Source organism: Acidithiobacillus sp. (assembly GCF_027322205.1).
Taxonomy (GTDB): Bacteria; Pseudomonadota; Gammaproteobacteria; order Acidithiobacillales; family Acidithiobacillaceae; genus Acidithiobacillus.
Genome location: NZ_DAHVHY010000046.1, coordinates 1 through 17,241, shown reverse-complemented (window position 1 = coordinate 17,241; position 17,241 = coordinate 1). Strand labels below are relative to the sequence as shown.

General features: G+C 59.6%; 21 protein-coding genes. 2 read left to right on the top strand and 19 right to left on the bottom strand.

What is annotated here, in order from left to right; all coding sequences use genetic code 11:
• Window positions 1–108 precede the first annotated feature (108 nt).
• Both M7F93_RS08180 and M7F93_RS08175 read left to right on the top strand, forming a co-directional pair.
• The gene (locus M7F93_RS08180; protein ID WP_298171751.1) at window positions 109–1,095 is read left to right on the top strand and encodes an aspartate carbamoyltransferase catalytic subunit; all 987 of its coding nucleotides are present in this window, start codon (window positions 109–111) and stop codon (window positions 1,093–1,095) included.
• A 5-nt stretch (window positions 1,096–1,100) separates the two neighbouring features.
• On the top strand, window positions 1,101–2,375 hold the full coding sequence (locus M7F93_RS08175) for a dihydroorotase (protein ID WP_298171749.1): 1,275 nt from the start codon (window positions 1,101–1,103) through the stop codon (window positions 2,373–2,375).
• 23 nt (window positions 2,376–2,398) lie between these two features.
• On the opposite strand, the gene M7F93_RS08170 is transcribed toward M7F93_RS08175, so the two are convergent.
• The 19 genes from M7F93_RS08170 to M7F93_RS08080 all read right to left on the bottom strand — a co-directional run.
• A complete protein-coding gene (locus tag M7F93_RS08170; RefSeq protein WP_298171746.1) occupies window positions 2,399–2,833 on the bottom strand; it encodes an MT-A70 family methyltransferase in 435 nt (144 codons plus the stop codon).
• 2 nt (window positions 2,834–2,835) lie between these two features.
• Window positions 2,836–3,213: a BglII/BstYI family type II restriction endonuclease gene (locus tag M7F93_RS08165; RefSeq protein ID WP_298171743.1), complete on the bottom strand. Its 378-nt coding sequence runs from the start codon at window positions 3,211–3,213 to the stop codon at window positions 2,836–2,838.
• Entirely contained in the window at window positions 3,200–4,033 is an 834-nt protein-coding gene (gene tatC, locus M7F93_RS08160; RefSeq protein WP_298171740.1) for a twin-arginine translocase subunit TatC, read from the bottom strand. Before tatC ends, M7F93_RS08165 begins: the two co-directional genes overlap by 14 nt.
• A gap of 135 nt (window positions 4,034–4,168) precedes the next feature.
• Window positions 4,169–4,540, bottom strand: a complete 372-nt coding sequence (gene tatB / locus M7F93_RS08155; protein WP_298171737.1) for a Sec-independent protein translocase protein TatB — start codon at window positions 4,538–4,540, stop codon at window positions 4,169–4,171.
• A gap of 6 nt (window positions 4,541–4,546) precedes the next feature.
• The gene (locus M7F93_RS08150) at window positions 4,547–4,765 is read right to left on the bottom strand and encodes a Sec-independent protein translocase subunit TatA (protein ID WP_298171734.1); all 219 of its coding nucleotides are present in this window, start codon (window positions 4,763–4,765) and stop codon (window positions 4,547–4,549) included.
• Between the two features lie 75 nt (window positions 4,766–4,840).
• Window positions 4,841–5,539: a bifunctional phosphoribosyl-AMP cyclohydrolase/phosphoribosyl-ATP diphosphatase HisIE gene (hisIE, locus tag M7F93_RS08145; protein WP_298171731.1), complete on the bottom strand. Its 699-nt coding sequence runs from the start codon at window positions 5,537–5,539 to the stop codon at window positions 4,841–4,843.
• A gap of 79 nt (window positions 5,540–5,618) precedes the next feature.
• Window positions 5,619–6,380, bottom strand: coding sequence for an imidazole glycerol phosphate synthase subunit HisF (gene hisF, locus M7F93_RS08140; RefSeq protein WP_298171725.1), 762 nt, complete (start codon window positions 6,378–6,380; stop codon window positions 5,619–5,621).
• Window positions 6,381–6,384: 4 nt separating this feature from the next.
• Window positions 6,385–7,113: a 1-(5-phosphoribosyl)-5-[(5-phosphoribosylamino)methylideneamino]imidazole-4-carboxamide isomerase gene (gene hisA, locus M7F93_RS08135; protein WP_298171722.1), complete on the bottom strand. Its 729-nt coding sequence runs from the start codon at window positions 7,111–7,113 to the stop codon at window positions 6,385–6,387.
• Between the two features lie 39 nt (window positions 7,114–7,152).
• Entirely contained in the window at window positions 7,153–7,824 is a 672-nt protein-coding gene (hisH, locus tag M7F93_RS08130) for an imidazole glycerol phosphate synthase subunit HisH (RefSeq protein WP_298171719.1), read from the bottom strand.
• Entirely contained in the window at window positions 7,821–8,420 is a 600-nt protein-coding gene (gene hisB, locus M7F93_RS08125) for an imidazoleglycerol-phosphate dehydratase HisB (RefSeq protein ID WP_298171716.1), read from the bottom strand. The genes hisH and hisB overlap by 4 nt, the downstream gene beginning before the upstream one ends.
• A complete protein-coding gene (hisC, locus tag M7F93_RS08120; protein WP_298171713.1) occupies window positions 8,417–9,496 on the bottom strand; it encodes a histidinol-phosphate transaminase in 1,080 nt (359 codons plus the stop codon). The genes hisB and hisC overlap by 4 nt, the downstream gene beginning before the upstream one ends.
• Entirely contained in the window at window positions 9,493–10,794 is a 1,302-nt protein-coding gene (gene hisD / locus M7F93_RS08115; protein ID WP_298171710.1) for a histidinol dehydrogenase, read from the bottom strand. Before hisD ends, hisC begins: the two co-directional genes overlap by 4 nt.
• Window positions 10,791–11,438, bottom strand: coding sequence for an ATP phosphoribosyltransferase (gene hisG / locus M7F93_RS08110; protein ID WP_298171707.1), 648 nt, complete (start codon window positions 11,436–11,438; stop codon window positions 10,791–10,793). The genes hisD and hisG overlap by 4 nt, the downstream gene beginning before the upstream one ends.
• The gene (gene murA, locus M7F93_RS08105) at window positions 11,435–12,703 is read right to left on the bottom strand and encodes a UDP-N-acetylglucosamine 1-carboxyvinyltransferase (RefSeq protein ID WP_298171704.1); all 1,269 of its coding nucleotides are present in this window, start codon (window positions 12,701–12,703) and stop codon (window positions 11,435–11,437) included. The genes hisG and murA overlap by 4 nt, the downstream gene beginning before the upstream one ends.
• A 9-nt stretch (window positions 12,704–12,712) precedes the next feature.
• Complete coding sequence (gene grxD / locus M7F93_RS08100; protein WP_298171702.1) at window positions 12,713–13,045, bottom strand: Grx4 family monothiol glutaredoxin; 333 nt, start codon at window positions 13,043–13,045, stop codon at window positions 12,713–12,715.
• A gap of 31 nt (window positions 13,046–13,076) precedes the next feature.
• Entirely contained in the window at window positions 13,077–13,331 is a 255-nt protein-coding gene (locus M7F93_RS08095) for a BolA family protein (protein WP_298171700.1), read from the bottom strand.
• 93 nt (window positions 13,332–13,424) lie between these two features.
• On the bottom strand, window positions 13,425–14,204 hold the full coding sequence (locus tag M7F93_RS08090; RefSeq protein WP_298171698.1) for an ABC transporter permease: 780 nt from the start codon (window positions 14,202–14,204) through the stop codon (window positions 13,425–13,427).
• A gap of 25 nt (window positions 14,205–14,229) precedes the next feature.
• Window positions 14,230–15,663 (bottom strand): peptidylprolyl isomerase, encoded by a 1,434-nt coding sequence (locus M7F93_RS08085; protein WP_298171695.1) that lies wholly within the window; start codon window positions 15,661–15,663, stop codon window positions 14,230–14,232.
• The coding region (locus tag M7F93_RS08080; protein WP_298171692.1) for an LPS-assembly protein LptD at window positions 15,663–17,241 on the bottom strand (1,579 nt) is incomplete at its 5' end. The genes M7F93_RS08085 and M7F93_RS08080, both read right to left, overlap by 1 nt.

Below are 17,241 nucleotides of genomic sequence, written 5' to 3'. Positions count from 1 at the left end.
GGCCGCCGATGTGGCGGCGCTGCGCCTGAATGCCACAGCGGGCGAGCACATCAAGCTGCGCGGCCCCGATCCGTTGCGTTTGGAGTTGGAGCAGCGGAGGCTGCAGCCATGAGCGCCGCCACCTTTCGTTTTGGTGAAGGAAACCCGCAATACGACGCCCAGGGTCGTCTGCGTCATCTGCTCAGTACCGAAGGATTGCGGGAGCGGGAATTGTTGCAGATTCTCGATACGGCGGAGTCGTTCCTCAGCATCGCAAAGCGCAGTGTCAAAAAGACGCCCACCCTGCGCGGGCGCACCATCGTCAATCTCTTTTTTGAAAACAGCACACGGACCCGCAGCACCTTTGAACTGGCCGCCAAGCGTCTCTCGGCGGATGTGCTGAATATCGCCGTCAGCACCAGTAGTGCCAGCAAGGGCGAATCCCTCATGGATACGGTCAATAATCTGATGGCCATGCAGGTGGATGGTTTTGTCATCCGCCATCCGGAAGCGGGAGCGGCTCATCTGGTCGCGCGCCAACTCGGCGACTCGGCGCTGGTAGTGAATGCCGGTGACGGTCAGCACGCCCATCCCACCCAGGCCCTGCTGGATGTGTTCACCATCCGCCGTCTGGCGGGGCCGATTGAAGACCGGGTGGTGGCCATTGTGGGTGATGTGCTGCATTCGCGGGTGGCGCGCTCGCAGATTCATGCCTTGTCCATTCTCGGCTGCCCGGAAATTCGCGTCATCGGCCCGCGTACCCTGGTACCCGAAGAACTCTCGGCGCTGGGGGTGCATGTCTACCACGATCTGCAGGCCGGTTTGCGCGGGGTGGATGTGATTTGCGCCCTGCGCCTGCAACGGGAGCGCATGGAGTCGCACCGTCTGCCCAGTCTCGATGAATTTCATCGCCGCTTCGGGCTGACCCCGGAGCGCTTGCAGTGGGCAGAACCTGGCGCGCTGGTGCTGCATCCGGGCCCCATGAACCGCGGGGTGGAAATCGCCTCGGAGGTGGCCGATGGTGCTCAGTCAGTGATTCTCCAACAGGTAGCCCATGGTCTGGCGGTGCGGATGGCGGTGCTCACCATCCTCGTTGGCGCGGCGGGCGGGGAGTGAGGACCATGCACAGAATCATACGCAATATTCGGGTCATGGACCCCGGCGATGGCTTTGACGCGGTCACCGATCTGGCCATAGCCGACGGCCGGATTGTCGCGCGGGGACCCCTGCCTCCTGATTTTACCGCAGAAGAGGTGCTGGATGGCAGTGGCTTGATCGCCTGCCCCGGTTTCGTCGAAACCTCTTTTCAGGCGCACACGCCCGGTCATGGCCGGGATGGTGATCTTGCCAGTGAATTATGCGCGGCGGTGGCTGGTGGCGTGACTCAGGTTTTGCTGCGGCCGGATACCCAACCCATGGCGGATACCCCGGCCGTTTTACAGGGGCAGCGCATCCTGGCGGATCGTTTGGTCCTGGCCAAGGTGCATTTGTCCGGTGCCCTTACGACCCAGCTTCAAGGTGCGGCACTGACGGAGATGGCGAGTTTGGCCGAGGCGGGCGCCATTGCCTTTAGTCAGGCCAAGGAACCGGTACCCAGCGCGGCCTTGTTGCGGCTGGCGCTGAGCTACGCGGCGGATTTGGGCTTGCCCGTATTGCTCCATGGCGAAGAGCCAGAGTTGGCGGCCCATGGGGTGATGCACGAAGGCCGTCTGAGCATCCGTTTAGGCCTGACCGGTCGCCCGGCGGCGGCGGAGCAGATCGGCGTGCAGCGGGATATCGCCATTGCCGCGCTCAGCGGTTGTCCCATCCATTTTCCGCATTTGAGTACCGCCGCGGCGGTGGCCGAGGTTGCGGCGGCCAGGCAGAGTGATGAACCGGTGACTTGTGGGGTGAGTATCCATCACCTGCTGCTCAGCGAGCAGGATGTCGGTTTCTTCAATCTCCACGCCAAGATTCTGCCGCCCTTGCGCCCTACTGCAGAGCGCGATGCCCTGCGCCATGCGTTGGCTACGGGCGTTATAACGGCCATCAGCAGTGATCACAGCCCCTGGGGCGTGGACCGCGAGGGCATGACCTTTACCCAGGCGCCCTTCGGTATTGCGTCCGTGGAATGGCTTCTGCCCCTGACGCTGCGGCTGGTGGATGAAGGGGTGGTGGATTTGATGACGGTGCTGAGCCTGCTGAGTGTCGGCCCGGCCCAGGCCCTTGGTTTGCCCGCGCCATCCCTGGCTGTCGGCGCCGCCGCTGACCTCTGTATCTTCGATCCGGAGTCCTATTTCACCGTGGAGCCGGCGCGGCAATGGAGCCGGGGCCGGAATCTTCCCTATGGCCAGTGGGAGTTGCGGGGGCAGGTGCGCTATACGTTGGTGGAGGGGCGGGTGGTTTTTCGGGGGTGAGGGTAACGCCCACTTTGGATGGGTTACAATAATTTTTTCTGCTTGAGTGGAATCACATTTGATTGTGAATGATTGGAATATGTATCCCAACTCGGCGCGTACCCCTCAGCCTGATTTCCCCATACGGACCACCCTTTACGGGGACCTCTGGCGAATAGTTCAAGATAGGGTCCGGGGCTGCATGCCTCAATGATGGCGTATTGCTCGTCCGGTTTGCGGCTATGCTCGCGCTTTTGTGACGAAATGATGTTTTCCTGACTTCTCCCCGGCTGCAAGGTCCGGGCATTTTTTCCTCGTACACCTATTTCTTGCAGAGTCATTGTTGAGTATCGGGAGAGGCGCTTGTGCTCTGGTGCCATTTTCCCGGTCCTGTTCTGAAACTGCCAGGGCGGATCGGCGAGAATGGTGGTGAATTTTCTTTTCCCTACCGCTTCCAGCAAATCGTCAGATGCGCTCATTATTATTCGTCCACTGTATAGAGTGATTGAGTAATACCGAATACCAGCAAAGGACAACCGCCCCCGCCGCCACCCTCAATACGGGGAAGAAGTTTACTCATATGTGTGGTTGACGCGCCATAAGAGGAACCCCTTCCCAGTTGATTAAATATTTCCTGCAGATTGTCGCAACGAGTGATGATCACTCCTACGCTAATGGCACGCAAGTCAAATAGCAAACGAAAATTATTGAGGTCACGATCATAGAAGGGATCTTTATTGTTCCATTCAATTTCCAGGGCGATGCTGTTACGAAAACAATCTATCTTATGGGTAGGCGTATCCATTGTGTGTTCATCGACAACAACATGCGTCTGGAATTCTTTCTCAATTCGGTTCATCCTCATCCCTGTCCCGAAAACTCTCCTCGGCAGCATCCATCTCGTCAGCAGCGCTGCGTGACGGCTCTGCCGCATCATCAGCGGTATCTTCTTCCGCGGACCGGGCTGCCGGTAAACGCGCCGCGAAGAACAAGCCGACTTCAAAGAGCATGTACATAGGAATGAGGAGCATTATCATGGATAACACATCGGGAGGACTAAGTACTGCCGAGGCGATGGCACAGATCAGGAAGGCATAGCGGCGGCTGCGACGCAGTGTAGCCACCTGAAGCACCCCGATGCGTACCAGTACCACAATGAGAATGGGGATCTGGAAGGCCAGGCCAAAGGCGAGCGAGAATTTGACGATAAGCGAGAGATAACTATCGACTTTGGGCATGGCGGTAATGTCACCGCCCGAAAAACTCACGAAAAATCGGAAGGCATTGGGGAAGACGATAAAGTAAGCGAACAGCATCCCGCCGATGAACAGGAAAATAGAGGCAAAAATCAGCGGGAAAAAGGCCTTGCGCTCATGCGCATAAAGGCCTGGCGCGATGAAGGCCCAGAATTGGTAGAGTACGACGGGTAATGCCAGAACAAAGCCGGACAGCAAGGAAAGCTGCACGTAAGTCAGAAATACTTCGGGCAAACTGGTGTAAATGAGGTGGCTGCCCTTTGGTAATACCTCAATGAGGGGGGCAGCAAGAATATTATAAATCGTTTTGGAGAAGGGATAAGAAACCAAAAAACCGGTAAAAATAGCGATTACTGCGAATAATACGCGGCGGCGCAATTCCAGCAAATGGCCGATAAAGGTATTCTCCGCCAACTTATCCATGCTTAAAAAATATCCTTAGGCGGTATTGAGGTATGAGTGAAAGCGGCAAAATATTTGGCGGAGGCCCAAGCTGTAGTGTGCCGACATAATATCGGCGAACTCTGCCAGTGCATCAGGTACGAATCAGGCTCGAAATCAATGTACGCGGTCTTCCGGTCCTGGCTGGTCCGCATGTTGTACCGCTGTCGACATAATGTCGAGTTCACCCTGCCTATGCTCTTCCTGCACTGCGGGCTCCTCACCAACCGTTTTCAGAGTGTCTGAAGCGGTGATATCGGCAGGCAGCAATTCCTCTTTGGCATAGTCGCGCAGTTTGTTGGCTTCCTGACGCAGATCATCCAGCAACAACTGCTGTTCGACCTCAGAGCGCAGACCGGTCATGGTACGCCGCATGGCGCCGTACCATCTCCCCGCGGTGCGCGCGAGCTCGGGCATTTTCTCCGGCCCGACCACGAGCAGCGCAATAATCCCGAGCAGTGCGAGCTCGCCAAAGCTGAAGTCGAACATAAGCGATCAGCGGTTAACGGTTTCGTGTTCTTTGCTGGGCTGGACCTCGGCATCGATAGTGTGACCGATGCTTTCCTTCTTTTCTTCCTCTTCCTTGACGGCGGAGCGGAAGCTCTTGATGGCAGCACCCAGGTCCGAACCTACGTGACGCAGTTTTGCGGTGCCAAACAGCGCGACCACGATTAACAAAATGATGACCAGATGCCAGATACTAAAAGCGCCCATGACTGCTCTCCTCCCCCCGCGGGGGTTTACGCACTACAACTAACCCTTGGACCATAGGAAAATAAAGCGGTTGCGTCAAGCTTGCGGACGTCGTGCCGCTTTCTCTTCCAGGCCGGAAATCCCTTCACGTCGCGCCAGTTCCCCGAGGACGTCATCAATATGCAATTCCTGTTCCTCCAAGGCCACCATCAGGTGAAACAGGAGGTCTGCGGCCTCTGCAATAATCGGTTGCGACTCAGAATTCTTGCAGGCGATGACAAATTCGGTGGCTTCTTCTCCCACCTTTTTCAAGATCCGATCCTGGCCTCCACGGAGCAGTTGTGCTACGTAGGACTGGCCGGGATCAGCCGCTCGCCGACGGTGCAGTGTGGCCTGCAAACTATCGAGGATGCTGCCGGGCGGCGGGGCCTGATGCTGCCAGCCATCGGTACCGGGTTGGCCGAGGAAGAAGCAGGTTTTCTCTCCCGTGTGGCAGGCAGGACCTTCCTGAATGACACGCATAAGAATGGTGTCGCCATCACAGTCGAGGCGTAGATCCACCAGATGTTGAATATGGCCGGAGGTCTCACCTTTACGCCAGAGCGCCTGCCGGGAGCGCGACCAGTAGGTGCCCATGCCGTCATGAAGCGTCGCCAGCAAGGCCTCGGCATTCATCCAGGCCAGCATCAGTACCTGGCCGCTGCGTGCATCCTGAGCAATGGCGGGTACCAGGCCATCTGCATTCCAGTGTACAGCGGCGAGTATGGCGGCGTGCCGTGCTTTCGGTTCACCCATGATGGTCAGCACCCCTCGTTAATGTCTGTCTACTCACAAGAATACGCAGGTACGCCTGACAACAGATGCACTGCGCGCGTTAGCGGGTTTCGCGCACTGGAATCCCCGCAGCAGCCATCTGTGCCTTGACCTCGGAGATGCGAAACTGGCCGAAGTGGAAGACGCTGGCGGCCAATGCCGCATCGGCATGCCCTTGCTGGATGCCTTCGGCGAAGTGCTGAATTTCTCCGACGCCCCCCGAGGCGATCACGGGTATTGGCACGGCATCGCTGACGGCGCGGGTGAGGGCGAGATCAAAACCGATCCCCGTACCGTCCCGGTCCATGCTGGTGAGCAGGATTTCGCCGGCACCATATTCGGCCATTTGCTGCGCCCAAGCCACCGCATCCAGGCCGGTACTGCGCCGACCGCCGTGGGTAAAGACTTCCCAGTGGCCGTCCACCCGCTTGGCGTCGATGGCGACGACGATGCAGGAGTTGCCGAAACGCCGGGCGGCGGCGCGCACCAGTGCTGGTTCATTGACGGCGGCGCTGTTGATGCTGACCTTGTCGGCACCGGCGAGAAGTAAGGTGCGGATGTCTTCGACGCAACGCACACCACCACCGACAGTCAGGGGAATGAAGACTTGGGCAGCCACGGCAGACACCACATCGGCCAGGGTGCGGCGCTCTTCATAACTGGCGGAAATGTCGAGAAAGGTAATCTCATCAGCACCCTCATCGTTGTAGCGTTTGGCCACCTCCACCGGGTCACCGGCGTCGCGCAGGGCGACGAACTGGACGCCCTTCACCACACGACCGTGGTCGATGTCCAGGCAGGGTATGATGCGCTTAGCGAGCATCTGCTTAGGCCTCGGCCTGGGCGCGGGCCTGGCTAAAGTCCAGGGTTCCTTCATAAATGGCGCGGCCGGTAATGGCGCCGGTGACGCCGTCACCCTCGTAGGCCTTGAGCGCCAGCACCTGCTCCAGATTGGCGATGCCGCCCGAGGCGATGACTGGTACTGGCACAGCCTGGGCCAGCGCCACGGTTGCGGAAATGTTCGGGCCGCTGAGCATGCCGTCGCGGCTGATGTCGGTGTAAATGATGGCCTCAATACCGTCGGCGGCAAAGTGCCGGGCGAGGTCAATGGGGTCGTGACGGGAGAGTTTTGACCAGCCTTCGGTGGCGACTTTGCCGTCGCGGGCGTCAATGCCCACCATGATATGGCCGGGGAAACTCACTGCGGCGTCGGCGACGAAGCCCGGGGCTTTAACGGCCTGGGTGCCGATGATCACATAACGGACCCCAGCCTGGATGTAGGTTTCAATCTGCTCTTCGCTGCGGATGCCACCGCCGACCTGGATTTCGAGATCGGGAAAGTGCGCGCAGATGGCGGCGATCGCTTGCGCATTCACCGGTTCCCCCTGTACGGCGCCGTCGAGATCGACGATGTGCAGGCGTTTGGCGCCCGCTTCCACCCAGCGCTGCGCCGTGGCGACCGGATCATCCGAGAATACCGTGTGCTCTTCCATCCGGCCCTGCCGTAAGCGCACACAGTTCCCGCCCTTGAGGTCGATGGCCGGAATCAACAGCATGACAATTTCCTCCACACAAGGTTGTTCCAGAAAACAGCATCAAATCGCACAGTTGGCTCCGCAATCGCCGTTCCAGCCGAGAAAGTTTCCGAGCAGGCGCAGGCCTGCCGTGCCGCTCTTTTCCGGGTGGCATTGCAGGGCGAACAGGTTATCCGCCGCCACCGCCGCACAGAAGGGAAAGGCGTAATCGCTGAAGGCCGCGAGTATCTCGGGGGCGGAGGGTTCCACATAGAAGGAATGGACGAAGTAAAAGTAGGCATTCTGGGGAACGCCAGCAAAAAGCGGGTGTTCCACGAGTTGATGCAGATCGTTCCAGCCCATGTGGGGAATTTTCAGGCGCCTGCCATCCGCGGCCTGCAGGGCTTCTTCGGGAAAGGAGATGACCCGCCCCGGCAGCAAACCGAGCCCGGCGTGTTCGCCATGCTCCACACTGCTGTCCATGAGCATCTGCATCCCGAGGCAGATGCCGAGGAAGGGCCGAGTCTGCGCCGCAACGCGGACGAAGTCGCTGAGCTCACGGGCTTCCAGCGCCGCCATGCAGTCGCCGAAGGCGCCGACGCCGGGGAAGATGATGCGGTCCGTGGTGGCCAGTTCGCTGGCCCGACCACTGACAATCGCCTTGCCGCCCAGATACTCCACGGCCTTGGCCACCGAATAGAGGTTGCCCATGCCATAGTCGACAATACCGACGCGGGTCGTGGTGGCGCTCATCGGGTCAGGGTGCCCTTGGTGCTGGGTACGGCGCCCGCCATGCGCGGATCAGGGGCGACAGCCATGCGCAGGGCGCGGCCACAGGCCTTGAAGAGGGTCTCGGCGATGTGGTGGGCATTGTTGCCACGCAAAGCGTCCAGATGCAGTGTCACCTGTGCGTGGTTGACGAAGCCCTGAAAGAATTCATGGAAGAGATCCACATCAAAGCCGCCCACCTGAGCGCGGGGGAATTCGACCGCGAAGATCAGTCCGGGACGGCCGGAAAGGTCCACCACCACCCGCGACAGCGCCTCGTCCAGAGGCACGTAGGCATGGCCATAGCGCTGGATGCCGGCCTTGTCCCCCACGGCGCGGGCAAAGGCCTGACCGAGGGTGATGCCGATGTCTTCCACCGTGTGGTGAGCGTCGATATCCAGATCGCCCTGAGCCTGAATGTGCATGTCGAAAAGGCCATGACGGACGATCTGGTGGATCATGTGGTCAAGAAAGGGTAACCCGGTGTGCAGGTTGGCCTGCCCGGAACCATCGAGATTCAGGGTGACACGGATCTGGGTTTCGAGGGTGTTTCTTTCGACTTCGGCTTGACGCGGATTCACAGTAAAGACTCCAGTACGGCCAGAAAGCGATCATTTTCGGCCGGTGTGCCGACGCTGACCCGTAGATAGTCGCTGAGACGGGGGTGGCCTGTAAAGGCTTTGATAAGCACCCCGCCTTCACGCAGTCCTGAGAACAGCGCCGCAGCCCGCCCGGGGGCGTGAAAGAGCAGGAAATTGGCGGCGCTGGGCCAGGTCGGAAGACCGCAGGCGCGGATGGCCTTGAAGAGCCGTTCCCGCTCGGCACGCAGAATTTCGGCCTGGGCGTCCAGCACTTCGGTATGACGCAGGTAGAAGGATGCACTGCGCTGGGTGAGCACATTGATGTTGTAAGGCAGGCGCAGCTTATCCAGTTCCTGAATCCATGCGGTAGGCCCTGCTAGCATCCCCAGCCGCAACCCTGCCAGGCCCTCCTTGGACAGGGTGCGGAGCAAGAGGAGGTTGGGGGTGCGTCCCAGGCGATCGGCAAAGGTCGTCTGACTGAAAGCGTGATAGGCCTCGTCCACCACCACCAGGCCCGGCGCCGCAGCGACAATAGCTTCCAGATCGGTCTCGGGGAAGAGACTGCCACTGGGATTGTTGGGCCAGTCGAGGAAAATGATGGCGGGCTGTTGCGCGGTGATGGCGGTCAGCATGGCCGGGAGGTCCAGATGGAAGTCCGCATCCAGGGGAACGCCCACAAAAGACAGACCAAGCTGTTGCGCCAGCAGGCGGTACATGACGAAACTGGGATCCACAGCCATGATGGGGCGCTGGCTACCGGCTACGGCGGTCACCAGAATCTGGATCAGTTCGTCGGAGCCGTTGCCGAGCATGAGCTCCACCCCGGTGGGCAGGCCGATGTGCGCCCTGAGGGCGTCGACGAGGGCGGCCGGATGCGCGTCAGGGTAGCGATTGAGAGGTGCATCGGCCAAGCTGTGCAGCCATTGTTCGCGCAGTCCTACAGGCAGGCCGTAGGGATTCTCCATGGCGTCGAGCTTGATGAGCCCCTCATCGGCCGCCACCGCATAGGCCTTGCTGGCCAGCAACTCCGGGCGGAGCAGGCTCTGCATCAGGGCGGTTGTTGCGCTGTCGCTCATGACCCGGCTTTGGGGATACGGCAGGCCGCTGAACGGGCATGAGCCGTCAGACCTTCGCCCAGGGCGAGGCGCTCGGCGATCCGCCCCAGTTGCGCGGCGCCAGCGGGGCTGCTGTGAATGAGGCTGCTGCGCTTGACGAAATCATAGACGCCGAGGGGTGAGGAGAAACGTGCACTGCCGCCCGTGGGCAGCACATGGTTGGGGCCAGCCACATAGTCGCCGAGGGCCTCGCAACTGTGGATGCCCATGAAGATGGCCCCGGCATTGTGGATATCCGCCAGCCAGTCTTCAGGATTCTGCACGGCCAGCTCCAGATGTTCCGGCGCGATGCTGTCGGCAATGGCGCAGGCCTCGGCACGGTCGCGCACACGAATCACCGCACCCCGGTCGGCCCAGCTCTTGCGGGCGATGGGCGCGCGATCAAGTACGTTCAGCGCCGCATCAACGGCGGTGAGCACCAACTCGATGTGGGCGTCGTCCCAACTGATGAGGATACTCTGGGCCAGTTCATCATGTTCTGCCTGGGAGAGCAGGTCCCAGGCCAGCCATTCGGCCGGTGCCGAGCCATCGCTGATGACGAGGATTTCGCTGGGTCCGGCAATCATATCAATGCCGACCCGGCCGAAGACCATACGCTTGGCGGTGGCCACATAAATATTACCGGGGCCGACAATTTTATCTACTGCCGGGATACCCTCTGTACCATAGGCCAGCGCCGCTATCGCCTGCGCGCCGCCGACACGGAATACCCGATCCACCCCGGAAATAGCCGCCGCCGCCAGCACCCAAGGATTCACCTGCCCCTGGGGGGTGGGGACGGTCATGATGATTTCCTGCACGCCCGCCACATGCGCGGGGATGGCATTCATCAGCACCGAACTGGGATAAGCGGCCTTGCCACCGGGCACGTAAATCCCCACCCGGGACAGGGGCAGGATGCGCTGGCCCAGCACCGTGCCATCGGCCTCGGTAAAGGTCCAGCTTGCGCTGCGCTGGTGTTCGTGGTAACTGCGGATACGTTGCGCCGCCTTTTCCAGGGCTGCGCGCTGCCTTGGCTCCAGGCCATTGAGGGCCTGCTCCCAGTGGCGGCGAGGGATTTCCAGGTCGGCGGACGAATTCGTACGCAGGCCGTCAAAGCGCTCGGTGTATTCACGTAACGCCGCGTCGCCCCGATCGCGGACCGCAGCGACAATCTCCCGCACCCGCTCTTCAATCTGCGGATCCAGGTTGGCGTCCCAGTCATGCAGGGCGTGAAACTGCTGAGCGAAATCGGGGTTGCGGGTGTCCAGACGGTTCATGATGCGACTTGCGCCTCCAGTTGGCTGATGAGGGTTTCGATGGCGTGGCGCTTGAGTTTCATGGCCGCACGGTTGACCACCAGGCGGCTGGAAATGGGCATGATTTTCTCCACCTCCACCAGTCCATTTTCTTTGAGCGTCCGACCGCTGGATACCAGGTCGACAATGCGATCGGCGAGACCGACCAGAGGTGCCAGTTCCATGCTGCCGTATAACTTGATGATTTCCGTCTGCACACCGCGAGCATGGAAATAGTTGCGGGTGATATGGGGATATTTGGTCGCAATGCGCACCCGTTCCCAGTTTTGCGGGGCATCGTGGGCCGCCAGGCTGGCAGGCTCGGCCACGGCCATGTGGCAGATGCCGATGCGCAGGTCGAGGGGCTCATAAAGATCCAAGCCTTCCTGCTCCAGCAGTACATCCTTGCCAGCGATACCCACATCAGCAGCGCCCCAGGTCACGTAGGTCGGCACATCACTGGCGCGGATCACCAGAAAACGCACCGCAGGATCCGTGCTGGGGATGATCAGCTTGCGGGACTCCTCAGGATCTTCCGTCAGATGGATGCCTGCCCCCGCGAACAGGGGAAGGGCTTCTTGCAGAATCCGCCCCTTGGATAGCGCGATGGTGATACCGATACTCATGCGGCGCTCCTGCTGCTGATCCGGCGGATATCCGCCCCTAAGGCACTGAGTTTCTCTTCAATGACCTCATAACCGCGATCCAGATGGTATATACGGTCGATGAGGGTTTCGCCCTCCGCCACCAGCCCCGCCAGGACCAGTGAGGCGGATGCCCGCAGGTCGGTTGCCATCACCGGCGCACCGCGCAGGCGGGATACCCCGCGTACTACGGCGGTCTTGCCGTCGGCGTTGATGTCGGCACCCAGTCTCCGCAATTCAGAGACGTGCATAAAGCGGTTTTCGAAGATGGTTTCGGTGATGACGCCGCTCCCTTCGGCGATGCAGTTCATCGCCATAAACTGCGCCTGCATGTCCGTGGGGAAGGCCGGATAGGGCGCCGTGCGCACATCCACCGCCTGTGGCCTGCGCGTCATGCGGATGCGGATCGTGTCCGCCTCGGTCGTTACTTCAGCCCCCGCTTCCCGTAGTTTGAGGATGACACTCTCCAGCAGGCCCGCATCGGTGCGTTTCAGACAAACATCGCCGCCAGCCATAGCGGCAGCCACCAGATAGGTTCCCGTCTCAATGCGGTCCGGTGCAACACTATGCTCGGCGCCATGCAGTTCAGCTACGCCCTCAATCTCGATGACCGATGTTCCCGCTCCGGAGATGCGCGCTCCCATGGCCGACAGACAGCGGGCAAGATCGACAATTTCCGGTTCGCGGGCGGCATTTTCGAGGATGGTGTGTCCCTCGGCGAGGGTGGCTGCCATGAGTAGGTTTTCCGTACCGGTGACGGAGACCATCTCCATGACGATGTGGGCGCCGTGCAGATGCGATGCCTGGGCTTTAACGAAACCGTCCTCTACGGTGATTTCGGCACCTAAAGCCTGCAGGCCGCTGAGATGGACGCTCACCGGACGACTGCCGATGGCGCAGCCACCAGGCAGGCTCACTTCCGCCGCGCCGTGTCGGGCCAGCAGCGGCCCGAGTACCAGTATCGAGGCACGCATGGTCTTTACCAGTTCGTAAGGAGCGACGACCGAATGTACCGGGCGCGGATCGACCTCAATCCCGAGCTGGCCGTCTACCAGCACTCTTGCACCGAGTGTGCTCAATAACTCCAAGGTCGTGGTGATGTCACGCAGATGCGGAATATTGCGCAGTCGCACCGGCTCGCGCGCCAGCAGGGTGGCGGCGAGACACGGCAAGGCCGCGTTTTTAGCCCCGGAAATCCGCAATTCACCACGCAGGGGGCCATTGCCACGCAGCAGCAGTTTATCCATGGACTCGAATCAGCTCGCGCTGGCCGCTTGAGCGCTGTCGACCAGCTTCTTCAGTTCGCCCTGCTGATAGAGATCGGACATGATGTCTGACCCGCCGACAAACTCACCCTGAATATAGAGCTGGGGAATGGTCGGCCAATTGGAATACTGCTTGATGCCGTCGCGAATCTGCGGGTCGGCCAGGACGTCCACCGTAAAGAGCTCCCTGACGCCTGACTGCTGCAACAGTTGCACGGCACGGGCCGAGAAACCGCATTGCGGCGCCCGCGGGTTGCCCTTCATGTACAGCACGACGGGATGTTTCTGAACCTGTTCCTGAATGAGTTCCTGAATCGTTGCCATGGTTATCCTCGTTAAATTGTGGATGCGCCGGTTAATGCGCCGCGGGGTGATGGATTTGCTGTGCCTGTTCGGGAGTCAGGGTGCGCAGTGAGAGGGCGTGAATCTCTTCGCGCATGCGTTCGCCCAGCGCATTATAAACCAGTTGATGCTGCTTGATGAGGGAAAGCCCGACAAAGGCCGGAGAAACGACCAGCGCCTCGAAATGGGCACCGTCGTCCCCCAGGACTTCTACGAGAGCGTCGGGAAGTTGTTGCTGGATGAGTGATTTGATCGTATTGGCGTTCATAGGGTGTAGTGTAACGTAAAAAAGCCGCCGTGTGATGTGGCCACTTATGCCCGGCCGTGTTGTGCTGGACAATGGAGAGATACCCGGAAGCGCCTACTGGCGCAACTTGTAGCCACGATCCAGCAGGTGCCAGGCGAAAAGACCTGCCACGCCCGCGAAGGCGATGCTGACGCCAAGGCATGTCCACACACTGACATCAGAATCCGCGAAAAAGCCATAGCGAAACCCATCGATGATGTAGAAAAACGGGTTGAACAGCGATATGTGCTGCCACACACCGGGCAGGGACTGCACCGAGTAAAAGACCCCGGCAAGAAAAGTCAGTGGCATGATGATGAAGTTTTGGAAACCAGCGATTTGATCGAACTTCTCCGCCCAAAGTCCGGCAATTAGACCCAGTGAACCCATGCCGCTCGCGCCCAGAATGGTAAACACCATGATCCACAAGGGATGCAGCAGAGGTATTTGCAGATACAACAGCGCCAGTGCAAGGATCGCAATCCCCACCAATGTGCCACGCAGTACGGAGGCGGCGACCATGGCGATGTATATCTCGGTAGGACTGAGCGGGCTGAACAGCAGAAAGATGATGTTCCCCGTCACCTTGGCTTGAATCAGGCTGGAGGAACTGTTGGCAAAGGCATTTTGCAAGATCGACATCATCATCAGACCAGGCACGATGAAGGCCGTATAGCTGACCCCTGGATAGACCGATATATGTCCGCCTAGTGCGTGCCCAAAAACCACCAGATAGAGAATGGTGGTGATCAGCGGGGCGGCAATGGTCTGTAGCCACACCTTGCTGAAGCGCAAGGTTTCTTTGTAAAACAGGGTCCAGGTTGGTATGAAGCGGGCGCGTGCGGGATCTGTCACGGTCTGCCTTGTCTCCCTAAAAGCCTCAGGCATTGCTGCTGCGCAGATCGGGCTCAAGGATCTCGATGTAGGCGCCGTCGCGGATGCGTCGTTGCCACTCGTCCATGCGCTCGTGGACGATACGGTTGTAGAGCTGCATGCGTGCGGCGGCCATGATTTGCTTTTCCTCAACCGGCTGCTGGCGCTGCGCCTGAGAGTGCAAAATGTATATGGCATCTCCTTCGCGGATGGGACTACTCACCCCACCAGGTTGCAAAGTGACCAGGGTGCGTTCCAGACTGTCTGGCAGTTGTCCGGGAGCGACCCAGCCCATTTCTCCACCGCCTGCGGCAGTGCTGGAGTCCTGGCTGTAATTGCGCGCCAGTTCCGAGAAGCGGGTACCATTTTGCAATGCCTGTTGGATATCCTGAGCGCGCGCCTCCGCCTCCTGCAACTGCAGGCCATTGCCGGCCCGCAGGACGATCATGGCCGTTTTGACCTCGGTGACCGTCGGTTGCGCATGTTTGACATCGAGCAACTTGAAAATATGAAACCCGGTAGGCCCCGGGATAACGGGGCTGATTTCGCCCGCTTTCAACTGGAGGAGGGTTTGGGTCACTGAGGGTGGGAGTTCGCCTGCCTTGACCCAGCCGATGCGTCCGCCCTGCAAGGCATCGTGGCCGCTGCTGACCTGGCCGGCGAGGCGCGCAAAGCTCTCGCCAGCCACCACGCGATCACGCACCTGCTCGGCTTCACGCCGGGCCGCGTTGACGGCGTCCGGTGTCGGGTTGTCAGGCAGCGGGATGAATATTTGCTGCAGGTCGAAACTCACGCCGCCCATTTCTTTGAGCTGTTGCGCGAAGGTTTTCACCTCGTCGGGGCCAATGTGGACCCGGCTCTCCACTTCCTGCTGCATGAGGCGATCCACAAGAATGCGATCCCTGAGGTCGTTGGTAAAGCTTTTCCACGATTGCCCTTGATTGGTCAGCGCCTGGCGCAACTGGTCAGAGGTGAGGTGGTTGGCTTGAGCGAGGTTGCCGATAGCCTGATCCAGCGTCCCCTTGTCAACCTTAATCCCGGCCCGGTGCGCAATTTGCAGCTCGATGTCCTGGAGGATCATCTGCTGCAGCACCTGGCGGCGCAGGATGTCTTCGGGAGGCATGGCATTGGGGTCTTGCGTTTGCAGGCGGGCACGCACGGCGCTTACCCGCTGCTCCAGTTGCATAGAGGTGATGATGTTGTCGTTCACCACCGCAACGACCTTGTCGAGATTCTGGGTATTTTCGGGTAGCGGTGCTGCCGTCGGTGCTTCGACAGAGTTTTCCAAATAAGTATGCGTCGTCGTACCCGGTGCCATCACCGATGTAGTCGGCAACAGGGTGTTGCGGTTGAGAAAAGGCGTACCTGCCCAGGTTAAAACCGGAGCGGTGCCCAGAACGATGCTCAGGGCGAGTAAGATAGGACGGCGTTTGAGCGACATCAAAACTCCATGCTGGCGCCCGGCACATACTGGCCGAGCAAACCGTTTGAGGCGTTGCCGAGGCTGGTCAGGCCACGCAACACAATCTCCAGATAAAGGACGTTATTGGACTGCCCGCCGAGGAGGATCTGATGTGCGACCATCATGTGGGCTGCCCAGCAACCACCATCATAGCCGATCCCTACGAGCTCCTCCAGCGGCTTGTGATTGGTGACATCATACTGATAGCTGCCGAGCGCCTGCCAGCGTTTGTAGATCGGCCAGGCACCGGAAATACCGGTTTGGTTTACGAAGCCACGGGTAAAACGGTAGTCAAGGTTAATGACGCGCTGTGGACCGGGCAGCCACTGGGCGCGCAGGTCGAGCCGCTGCAGGTTGCGTTGCTGGGCGTTGACCTGTGAATTGGCGAGGAGGTTGATGTCCGGAAGGGGCGCGTACTGTCCCTCAAAAAAATAATTGGACTGCTGGTTTTGCGGGACGATATCGCCGGCGAGGTTGATCTGGCGCTGGTTGAAGTAGCGGATCTGGCCGACAGCCGCTTGCCAGAGCTGGCGACCGCTGGGCGTGAGCCAGGTGCCGCGCAGCCCCAGCGCGACCTGATTGGCAGCGTTGATGCGATCGCTGCCGGTATAGAGGCTGTTATCCTCAAAAATCATCGGAAAGTCCTGATAGGGCTGACTGGCATCGAAAATGGGGATGCCGTTCTGGGCCTGCAGGGGAATGTACGTGTATTTGAATAGGGGTTGCAGCAGTGCCGTGCTGCCGTCGCTGCCATAACGGACGAAATTGAGGCCGCCCTTGAGGCTGAGTGCCGGTAAGGTGCGATTGGTGGCGCGTGCATAGGGGGCATTACGCTGAATCTGGTAGTGACTGTAGTAGAGCCGGGCCTGCGGTTCTAAGAAGCCCCAGCCGCGGCTGAAACGCCAGCCGAGAGTGGGGGTGAGGTCGAGGCGCTGACCGACCGGACCCGCAGAAGCCGAAAAGTAGTTAAAGCTGCTGTGCCAGTCGAAATAGCCGTTGCGCCCCACTCGCCAGTAGGCATCGGCGAAGAGGCGGGGGAGTTGGGAATAGGGGGCAACACTGTTAGCCACCAGCCCCTGATAACCCTGCAAGGTGGCGCCAGCGTTAATGTGCGCACTGTTGTAATACAGGCCACCGGAAGAGGTGATGTAGGGCGCGTTGCCAATGCCGCCCACGAAACTGCTGCTGAAACCTGCTGTGCCACCAAAATCCGAAAGGAAATTTTTGTAGCTGACGCGGTTGTAATTGACGTTGAAGCTGAATCCGTTGCCCAGATTTTGGTTGTGTTGCCAGGAGATGGCCCAGATATTTTTGTGGGTCAATTGGTCAGAAGGGAGCAGATCCAGATAAAGCTTGCCACTGTAATTGGGTTCCAGATAGCGGAATTCATTCTGCAACATGATGCCGCGCTTGCTGAAATAGTTGGCGGTGACGGTATCGTCCATGTTGCGGGATATGTCGAAATAATAGGGAATACCCAGGTAAAAGCCGTTGACGGTGGAGCTGCCTATACTGGGAGCAAGAAGTCCGGAGTGTCGCTTCAGCGGAAAACTGAAG

Bases quoted from the DNA above. Each gene is read 5' to 3' on its own strand.
- hisC (WP_298171713.1), bottom strand. From the start codon at position 9,496: ATGAGCGACAGCGCAACAACCGCCCTGATGCAGAGCCTGCTCCGCCCG.
- tatB (WP_298171737.1), bottom strand. From the start codon at position 4,540: ATGTTCGACTTCAGCTTTGGCGAGCTCGCACTGCTCGGGATTATTGCG.
- hisG (WP_298171707.1), bottom strand. From the start codon at position 11,438: ATGAGTATCGGTATCACCATCGCGCTATCCAAGGGGCGGATTCTGCAA.
- tatC (WP_298171740.1), bottom strand. From the start codon at position 4,033: ATGGATAAGTTGGCGGAGAATACCTTTATCGGCCATTTGCTGGAATTG.
- M7F93_RS08095 (WP_298171700.1), bottom strand. From the start codon at position 13,331: ATGAACGCCAATACGATCAAATCACTCATCCAGCAACAACTTCCCGAC.
- hisF (WP_298171725.1), bottom strand. From the start codon at position 6,380: ATGCTCGCTAAGCGCATCATACCCTGCCTGGACATCGACCACGGTCGT.
- grxD (WP_298171702.1), bottom strand. From the start codon at position 13,045: ATGGCAACGATTCAGGAACTCATTCAGGAACAGGTTCAGAAACATCCC.
- murA (WP_298171704.1), bottom strand. From the start codon at position 12,703: ATGGATAAACTGCTGCTGCGTGGCAATGGCCCCCTGCGTGGTGAATTG.
- hisH (WP_298171719.1), bottom strand. From the start codon at position 7,824: ATGAGCGCCACCACGACCCGCGTCGGTATTGTCGACTATGGCATGGGC.
- M7F93_RS08180 (WP_298171751.1), top strand. From the start codon at position 109: ATGAGCGCCGCCACCTTTCGTTTTGGTGAAGGAAACCCGCAATACGAC.
- M7F93_RS08150 (WP_298171734.1), bottom strand. From the start codon at position 4,765: ATGGGCGCTTTTAGTATCTGGCATCTGGTCATCATTTTGTTAATCGTG.
- hisD (WP_298171710.1), bottom strand. From the start codon at position 10,794: ATGAACCGTCTGGACACCCGCAACCCCGATTTCGCTCAGCAGTTTCAC.
- M7F93_RS08165 (WP_298171743.1), bottom strand. From the start codon at position 3,213: ATGAACCGAATTGAGAAAGAATTCCAGACGCATGTTGTTGTCGATGAA.
- M7F93_RS08175 (WP_298171749.1), top strand. From the start codon at position 1,101: ATGCACAGAATCATACGCAATATTCGGGTCATGGACCCCGGCGATGGC.
- hisA (WP_298171722.1), bottom strand. From the start codon at position 7,113: ATGCTGTTGATTCCGGCCATCGACCTCAAGGGCGGGAACTGTGTGCGC.
- hisIE (WP_298171731.1), bottom strand. From the start codon at position 5,539: ATGGGTGAACCGAAAGCACGGCACGCCGCCATACTCGCCGCTGTACAC.
- M7F93_RS08170 (WP_298171746.1), bottom strand. From the start codon at position 2,833: ATGAGCGCATCTGACGATTTGCTGGAAGCGGTAGGGAAAAGAAAATTC.
- M7F93_RS08085 (WP_298171695.1), bottom strand. From the start codon at position 15,663: ATGTCGCTCAAACGCCGTCCTATCTTACTCGCCCTGAGCATCGTTCTG.